The organism is Kitasatospora sp. NPDC038210, assembly GCF_055600605.1.
In genome coordinates this window covers 164,933-171,890 of record NZ_JBVJYK010000009.1, presented here as the reverse complement: position 1 = coordinate 171,890, position 6,958 = coordinate 164,933, and the positions used below count along the sequence as shown (strand labels likewise).

Below are 6,958 nucleotides of genomic sequence, written 5' to 3'. Positions count from 1 at the left end.
AGATCCTTGTTTTCTTTGGGTTCTTCTTTTTTTTTTTGGTGGGGGGGGGGAGAGCGAGTCGGCTGCTCCCCCCTTCTTCCCCCGCCTTGATCCTCCCCCCCCCCGCGCCCGGCGTGTCGGTCCGAACGGCTCACGGGCTCGGCGAGTTGCGGCCGGCCGCTGCCGGCCGGCGGCTAACGAGCCGGTACGACGGGCCCGCGGGCCGGCGGTCCGGCCGGCGTCACGAGGTCTTCAGCAGCGACCAGTTCTGGTACGGCTTGGCGTTCGGCTGCTGCAGCTCCAGCAGCCAACCGCCGTAGTACCAACGGTTGCTGAGCCCCAGCACCAGCGAGCCGCCGTCCGCCGTGACGGTGAAACCGCCGTCACCGGCGTTGAGCTGCCACTTCTGCGCGGCGGCGTCCGAGCACGGCTGCTGGGCGACGTACTGGCCGGCGACCGCGGCACCGCCGAGCTGCAGGCACTTGTTGGAGCGCACGGACTTGATCCGCACCGCGCCGTTCCCGGCGTCCTCGAACTGCCACTTCTGGTTGGCGTAGCCGGTGCGCTGGTAGGCGATGGCCACGGTGCCGTCGTTCATCGAGCTGCCCCACAGGTCGGCCGCCTGGCCGGTGAGGCTGTTGACCATGGTGTAGCTCGCACCCGGCTGCGGGCGGCCCGCGTCGGTGACGGTGCGGAAGGTGGCGGCGCGGCCGGGCTTGCCGACCGCACCGGCGGCGTCGCGGACGGCGACGGCCACGGTGTACGAGGTGCCGGGGGCGAGGCGGACCACGCCGACCACGGTCGAGTGGACGGTGCCGATCGTCTGGCCGTTCAGCAGGACGTCGTAGCCGGCCGCGGCGGGAGCCGCCTTCCAGCTCAGCATCGCCGAGTTCTGGGTGATCTGGCTGACGCCCACGTCAGGGCCGCCGGTGCCGGTCGTCGGAGTCGGAGTCGGGGTCGGGGTCGGCGACGGGGAGCCGGTCGGCGTGGGGGTGGTGCCGCCGGTGGGCGTCGGGGTCGGGGTGGGCGTGCGGGTCGGCGTGGCCGTCGAAGTCGGGGTCGGAGTGGGCGTGGGCGTCGGGTTCGGGTTCGGGTTGCTGCCGCCGCCGGAGATGAGGAAGCGGTTGTTGGCGACGTTCCAGTGCGTGGTGAGGTAACTGCCCGGCGCGGGCGAGGTGTTGTAGTAGTCGTCGTGGTTGCAGTCGAGCCGGTCGTCATGGGCGCGGTCCGGGCAGACGGTCCGCATCTGCGGGTAGTTGGGGGCGTCCGAGTAGCACATGATGTCCCACTCGTCGACGCAGTGCCCGGCCTTGCTGGAGTTGGGGGCGCTGTTGTTCACCGCACCCAGGTTGTGGCCGAGTTCGTGCGCCGCGGTGCTGCCGCTCCAGCAGCCGGAGTCGGTCCGGCCGTACGAGGGACCGAAGTTGCTGAGGTTGTCCTGGCTGGGGCGCTCGTCCCCGGCGAAGGTGCCGATCCCGCAGTACACCTTGGCGTCGGTGAACATCATGTACTTGCGGTCCTTGCGGTTGAACCCCTGCGCGGCGAGGGCCCGGTTGCTCGCGTTGAAGTCCTGGATCTCGGAGTCGGAGATCTGCACGTTCAGCACGGACGCGGTGCAGTCGGACTCGGTGACGAAGCGGACGTGCCGCTCGCCGCCGGTCTCCGCGGCACTGGCGTTGTAGATGACGTCGACGTCGGCGGCCCACTTCTTGAACGAGGGCAGGTACTGGGCGAAGCGGTCGTTGCCCGGCGAGTGCACGTACACCACCTGGACGCGGTTGCCGCTGCTGCCGTCACCGTCGCAGAGGACCTTGGACCCGGCGGGCGCGGTGGGCGCGGCCGGCGCGGCGTCCGCGGCGGCGCTGCCGGAGCCTCCGAGCAGCGTCTTCTGGGTGGCGTCCAGGACGGGCGCGCCGCCCTTCAGCAGGTCGGCGGCGGCCGGCGGCTGGGCGCCGGCCGACGGGGTGAGCGCGGGCGCCTGCGCGGCCGGGGCCGCGACCGGGGCGACGTCCTGACGGATGTCCACGCCCTTGGGCGGCACGTCCGGGCCGTGGCTGCACTGGGTGCTGCCGGTGACCTCCAGGGTGCCGCCGCAGCGGTCGCTGCTGGGCAGGCTCAGTCCGGCGTAGACCAGTCCGCGGTCGGGCTCGTCCTTGGGTATCGCCTTGAGCGGCGCGGCCTTCTGGTCGCGCTTCGGGGCGGGCGCCTGGGTGGCGCCCTCGGCGGTGCCGGTCTCGCCCGGCCCGCCGTCGTCGCCGACCAGTCCGGCCTGCGACCCCGAGTTGTCGACCGCGTCCGCCGCGGCCGTGACGGCGCTGTTCGCGCCCGTCGGCTCCAGCGCGGTGCGGATGCCGAGCGTCCCCGCCACCAGTCCGGCCGCCACTACTGCGGCGACCAGGACGCTCCTGCGGGTGAGCCTGCGGCGCTTGCGCCGACGAAGCTCGCTGCTCCGGTGTCCCATCGCGTTCCTTTCCTCGTGCGACGACCCGCGCCCTGTGGTGAAGAGGGGCTCGGGCCTTCCGACACTCAGGAGAGCCAGTGGGACTGGTGGGAATAACAGAAACCTCTTGCGAATTTCTTCGACCAGTTCGACCGGGCCGTCGGCTCGGCGCGGTGGCATGCGAAGCACCGGGCGCGGGCCCGGCCGGCGGCGGGGATCGTCCGGTGCGGGTCAGGAGCCGGGGAGCACGCCCGGGGCGTGTGACGGTCGACACATGACGTGCGGCGGGTGACGGCCGGCGTGACGGCCGGTGTGTGACCCGCGGTGTGACGGCCGGTCACCCCGACACGGGATCAGGCCGCGGCCTTCACGGGCCCCGGGCCGAAGGACGCCGCGACCGCGGCGGCGCCGCAGCCGCCGTGCAGCCGGGCCAGGGCGCCCGCCAGGACGACGCGGTCCCCGGTGAGCCAGAGCCGCAGGGCCGCGGAGAGCGCGGCGCTGGCCGACCCGGCGAGCGGCCCGCCGGTACGGGCGAGCCGCTCGCCGAGCAGCGGCAGCAGGTCCGCGACCGGCGCGGGAAGCCACAGGGTCAGGGCGAAGGGCGCGGGCCGGGCCAGGACGCGCTGCAGCGGCAGGACGGACGCGTCGTCGTGCAGGGCGGGGACGATCTCCAGCAGGCCGTCCACCGCCACGTCGGACACGTCACCGCCGTGCCCGCGCGCCAGCTCGCGCAGCAGCGCCCGCTCGGCCGCGGTGATCCGGACGGTCAGCATGACCTCGTCGCAGTCCATGGTCCCGGTCCCCTGTCGTGGAGTTCGTGGAGTGGAGTACTGGCGTACTGGGAAGTTCGTGGAAACCCGTGTGCGGTGGTGCCGTGCCGTTGTCGTGTCAGTTCCGTGCCGACAACAGGGTTCCTGCCCCGATCCGGCCGCCCGACACCGGCTCGATCAATCCGTAATGGCCGTCATAGCGGCGGTAGAGCACCCGGACCCGGTCGTCGCCGGGCCCGGTGTAGCCCACGAAGGGGCGGCCGCCGAGCCAGAGCCGGCGGGCCGCCTCGGCGAGTTCGAGCCGCGGCAGGGGCCGGCTGCCCGCGGCCCACGCCTCCACGGCACCGCTCGACGGGCAGCGGTGCACCAGGCCGTCCTTTCCGGTCGTCACGTCCGCGAAGAGGTGGAACCGCCGGTCCAGCGCGAGCAGTTCGCGCGCGGCCTGCCCGGGGGTGCGGCGGGCGAGCAGCACGGTCTTGTGCCGGGCGATCCGCCGCCGGGCCAGCGGGCGCTCGACGTACTGCGGCCGGTAGGCGCTCTCGTACGTGACGGCGAAGCCGATGTCGCCCTGCTCGCGCAGCCGGACGGCCCGCCCCGCGAGCGTCCCCAGCACCAGGTCGACGGCTTCCCGGGCCGTTCCGGTGGCCAGCTGCACCCGCAGCGGCCCGGCGTCGTCGAGTCGGACGTCCGCCTGCGCGAGCGCGGGCCGGCTGATCGACCGGTCGCGCGTCCGGGTGAGCCGCAGCCGCAGCGCGCGGGCTCCGGGACCGAGCGCGGCGGCCGTGTCCAGCGCCCGGGCCCTGGCGTACTCGGCGTCCTCGCGCGGCAGCTCGCCGCGGATCTCCACCCGGACGTCGAGTGCGGGCCGGTGGCGCAAACGGGTCATCAGGCTCCTCCTTCTCCGCCACCATGCTGGCCCTCGCACGACCCCGCGGCGAGGGTCCAAAGACCCTGCGGCCGGGCCCCGTCGGGGACCTTCCGACCCGGGCCATCCGCGCAGGTCAGCCCGGATCTCCGGACGGGCCCGGACGACACGGTGGGATCGGCCGTTGGAGTGATCCCCGCGCGTTCGGCGCAACGCCCGTGGAACCGGCGCGTTTGCCATGGCGAGCGCCCTGGTGCGCGCGGGGTCCGCGCTGGCCGGGCCCCGAGCCGCGGTCGGCCCGCCGGTGCCCACCCGCACCGCCCGGCGCCTGCCCCTCTGTGGAAGGTTGTGTCATGACCCTGCTGACCGAGTCCCGGAAGCGGATCGTCCCCCCGAGAAACGCGCCCCGCCCCTCCCCCCTGGCCCGGTCCGCCGTCCCGCCGCTCGCCCCCGGCGCGCTCCCCGGCCTCGGACACGCCGCCGCCCTGCTCCGCGACCCGCTCGGCTTCCTCGGCTCGCTCTCCCCCCACGGCGGCGTGGTCCGCATCCGCCTCGGTCCGCGGACCGTCTGCGTGGTCACCGACGCCCGGCTGGTCCACACCCTGCTGGTCGCCCTCGCCCACGACTGCCCGCGCGGCGCCGTCCAGGACACCCTCAAGACGGCCTTCGGCGACGGCCTGCTGATGTCCGAGGGCCAGGCCCACCGCGACCGGCGCCGGATCATCCAGCCCGCCTTCGGCCCGGACCGGATGGGCGAGTACCTGGCCGTGATGCACCGCGTCACCGAGGAGCGGGCCGCGTGCTGGCACCCCGGCCAGGTCCTGGACGTGGCCAAGGAGATGAACCACCTGGCGCTGGAGATCGTCACCCGCTCGCTGTTCGGCGCCCGGCTCAGCGAGGACGCCACCCTGGCCTTCCACCGGGCGCTGCCGGACATGGTGAAGGGCCAGATCGTCCAGTCCCTCTACCCGACCCCGTCCCTCGCCCGGCTGCCGCTGCCCGTCAACCGGCGCTTCGACGCCGCCGTGCGGGTGCTCAACCAGGTCGTCGACCAGGCCGTCAACGGCCCCACCGAGAGCCCGGGTCCGGACGAGGGACCCGGCCCTTCGCAGGAGGGACCCGGCACCCTGCCCGCCCTGCTGCGCGCCGCGACCGACCCGGCCACCGGCTGTCCGCTCACCGAGGCCGACGTCCGCTCCGAGGCGATCACCATGTTCGGCGCGGGCACCGAGACCGTTTCCACCACCCTCACCTGGCTGCTCGACGAACTGCTGCGCCACCCCGAGGTGGAGGCGCGCGTCCTGGCCGAGCTGGACGAGCACCTGCCCGCCGGCGCCGTCCCCACGCCCGCGGCGCTGGCCCGGCTCACGTACACCAGGAGCGTCACCCAGGAGGTGGTGCGCCTGCACGCGCCCAACGCCTTCCTGATGCGCACCGCACGCGTCCCGGTCGAGCTCGGCCCGTACCGGATCCCGGCCGGCACCGAGCTGCTGTACAGCCTCACCGCGCTGCACCGCGACCCGGTGCGCTACCCAGAGCCGCTCGCCTTCCGCCCCGAGCGCTGGCAGGACGGCGGCGGCGCCGGCCGGCCGTCCTTCCTGCCCTTCGGCGCGGGCAAGCACAAGTGCATCGGGGAGGCCTTCGCCTGGGCGGAACTGACCGTCGCGGCGGCCGCGATCCTGCGCCGCTGGCGGCCGGTGGCCGTGCCGAACTCACGGGCCCGGGAGGTGGTGTGGACGACGGTCCAGGCGCAGGGGCTGCGCGTCCGACTGGCGCCGCGCGAGCAGCGGGCGGGCGGCTCCCGGCGGGCGGCCCGCGGGGAGCGGACGGCGGACGGCCGGGATGCGGTGGCCTCCTGCGACGAACCTGCGACAGCGGGCCGCTGTCCGTTCACCGGAGCCCCTGTGGCGAGCCCGGTGAGCCGCCCGCCCGGCGAGCTGCACGCCGCCGCACGACGACACGACGACTGGGCGGTCCGCCACGGCCTGCTCACTCCCGCGCAGCTGCCCGGCTACCGCGCCTACGCCCTGCAGGAGCTGATCGGCCAGGCCTTCCCCCGTACCCGGGGCACCGAACTCGACCTGCTGCTGGACATGCTGGGCTGGTTCACCATCCTGGACGACCGCTTCGACGGCACCCCCGGACGCCGCCCCGCCGAGGCGCACGCCCTCGTGGACCCGCTGATCTCCGTCCTCGACGGCGGCGACACCCCGCCGCAGTCCCGACTCCTCGACTCCTGGCGGGAACTGTGGGACCGCCAGAGCGCCTCGATGTCGCCCGCCTGGCGCGCCCGGGCGGCCCGCGAGTGGCGGGAGTGCCTGGCCACCTTCCCCGCCGAGGCCGAGCACCGCGCCCGCGGCACCGTGCCCGCCCACGGCCTCGGCCTGGCGGACACCATGCGGCTGCGCCGACACGGCAGCTGCCTCTACCCGTTCATGAACATACTGGAACGGGTCCACGGCGCCGAGGCCCCCGCCGCCCTGCACGCGGATCCCGCACTGCACCGCCTGCGCGCCCACACCGCCGACGCCGCCACCCTGATCAACGACCTCTACTCGCTGGAGCGGGAGGAACGGCAGACCGCGGCCGCCTTCAACACCGTGCTCACCCTGCAGCGGGCCCGCGGCTGCACCCGCAGCCGGGCCGTCCGCGCCGTGCGGGACCGGGTGGCGGTGCTGCGCCGGGAGAGCGAGGTGCTGCGCCGCGACCTGCAGCGCCGCCACCCGGCCGGGCGCTGGTACCTGGACGGGACCCGGGAGCTCGTCGCGGGCGTGCAGGCCTGGAGCAGCACCAGCGGCCGTTACCTGGCCCCGGACGACGGGCGGCGCCGCTGAGCAACCGGGACGGGCGGCCCCGCTGAGCAGTCGGCGCGCCCGGCCGCGCCGGGCCGGCCGCCCCGGCCGC

General features: G+C 74.8%; 4 protein-coding genes. 1 reads left to right on the top strand and 3 read right to left on the bottom strand.

Features of this window, described 5'->3' with window-relative positions:
- Positions 1-220: 220 nt before the first annotated feature.
- The 3 genes from ACZ7KX_RS20215 to ACZ7KX_RS20205 all read right to left on the bottom strand — a co-directional run bounded on the left by ACZ7KX_RS20215 (position 221) and on the right by ACZ7KX_RS20205 (position 4,075).
- Positions 221-2,440, bottom strand: a complete 2,220-nt coding sequence (locus ACZ7KX_RS20215; protein WP_470327606.1) for an RICIN domain-containing protein — start codon at positions 2,438-2,440, stop codon at positions 221-223.
- 332 nt (positions 2,441-2,772) lie between these two features.
- A complete protein-coding gene (locus ACZ7KX_RS20210; RefSeq protein ID WP_470327605.1) occupies positions 2,773-3,210 on the bottom strand; it encodes a hypothetical protein in 438 nt (145 codons plus the stop codon).
- 97 nt (positions 3,211-3,307) lie between these two features.
- Entirely contained in the window at positions 3,308-4,075 is a 768-nt protein-coding gene (locus ACZ7KX_RS20205; protein ID WP_470327604.1) for a sigma 54 modulation/S30EA ribosomal C-terminal domain-containing protein, read from the bottom strand.
- Positions 4,076-4,407: 332 nt separating this feature from the next.
- Between ACZ7KX_RS20205 and ACZ7KX_RS20200 the strand changes: the two genes are divergently transcribed.
- A complete protein-coding gene (locus tag ACZ7KX_RS20200; protein ID WP_470327603.1) occupies positions 4,408-6,888 on the top strand; it encodes a cytochrome P450 in 2,481 nt (826 codons plus the stop codon).
- Positions 6,889-6,958: the final 70 nt, after the last annotated feature.

Coding starts and splice junctions, on each gene's coding strand:
- ACZ7KX_RS20215 (WP_470327606.1), bottom strand. CDS start 2,440: ATGGGACACCGGAGCAGCGAGCTTCGTCGGCGCAAGCGCCGCAGGCTC.
- ACZ7KX_RS20205 (WP_470327604.1), bottom strand. CDS start 4,075: ATGACCCGTTTGCGCCACCGGCCCGCACTCGACGTCCGGGTGGAGATC.
- ACZ7KX_RS20200 (WP_470327603.1), top strand. CDS start 4,408: ATGACCCTGCTGACCGAGTCCCGGAAGCGGATCGTCCCCCCGAGAAAC.
- ACZ7KX_RS20210 (WP_470327605.1), bottom strand. CDS start 3,210: ATGGACTGCGACGAGGTCATGCTGACCGTCCGGATCACCGCGGCCGAG.